The following is a 1,107-nucleotide window of genomic DNA, read 5'->3' as shown; positions in this document are numbered from 1 at the left end:
TTATTCATAGGCACTGACTATGCTCTCGCGCGTACATCGCTCTAGTTGGTTATTATCACAAACGGGACCAAATCGCTCGAATTCGCGTGGGTAGCGCTTGTAGTAGGATGGGCCGTGACTACCTTTCATGTGGAGAACCACGACTGAATCACCCTGTTGTTGATCCAAGTAAGCTTGCAGGTCTTGCAATAAGACTTCGTCGTAACACTCGCCTGCTCTGCATAATCCTGATGTTTTCTGATTGTTCAATTTCTCATTTTTTACTCGGTCACAAATACCTTTACAACCCGAATTGTTATCTCTCCAAAGTACCGATACTCCGGCCCGCTGCAACACGTCTAATAAGCCTTCTCTCCGTAACGCCATACCGTCTTTATAGCCTTGTTTACCCGCATCCAAGAACATGCAAGGTAAGGAGATTGCCGTAGCTGTTCCACATGAACTGACATTGGTAAAACTTAAGACACCACGCCGAGTCAATTCCGGATTGGTATCGCGTGTGTAGCCATTAAGCGAGAAGTTCGCGGACCTAGCGGTTTCACCCACAATTAACAACGTCAGGCGTGATTTTTTTACACTCGCAGTAGTTTCTCCTTGGCGGGCATCAGCACCAATGATTTTTAGTTCTGTGGGCTGTGCTAGCTGGCGACGCATATACCCATGGATTGCCGAAACCACATTCGAAGGAACTAACATCAATGTGAGTTCGCGATGGTTACGTACGAGCGATGCATAAGATTGGTAAAGCGTAAATACGATGATTGCCAAACAGGTAAGTGCTGCCGCCAGCCCCATCAATCGATGAGCAAGCGCGCGGGTGCGCGATCGTTGTATCAAACGGACTCGGGTGATAAGCAGCACCGGTAGAACACCAAAACCCAGCATCCATCGCAGTAACTCCCAGTTCAGCAGGTCCGTGGTCTCAGAGATGTCTGTTTGAATAACATTCGTTAGCATGCTGTAGTCAATTACAATGCCGTAGCTATTCATAAAGTAACTCGCTGCTGCCGCAACCAACAGAACAATGGCTAGCACAGGCTTTATGAAGCGTCCCCAAGCCATCGCGCTGAGTAACACGTACAGCCACATCAACACGAACCAAGGCAG

At 48.1% G+C, this 1,107-nt stretch carries 1 protein-coding gene; it reads right to left on the bottom strand.

What is annotated here, in order from left to right; all coding sequences use genetic code 11:
* A partial coding sequence (locus HT737_RS30055; RefSeq protein WP_306287321.1) for a phosphoethanolamine transferase occupies positions 1-1,107 on the bottom strand: 1,107 nt, incomplete at its 5' end.

The organism is Pseudomonas sp. MD195_PC81_125, assembly GCF_014060985.1.
Lineage (GTDB): Bacteria > Pseudomonadota > Gammaproteobacteria > Pseudomonadales > Pseudomonadaceae > Aquipseudomonas > Aquipseudomonas parakoreensis.
Note: the sequence above shows the minus strand (reverse complement) of the source record. Positions and strands in the feature narration are given on the sequence as shown.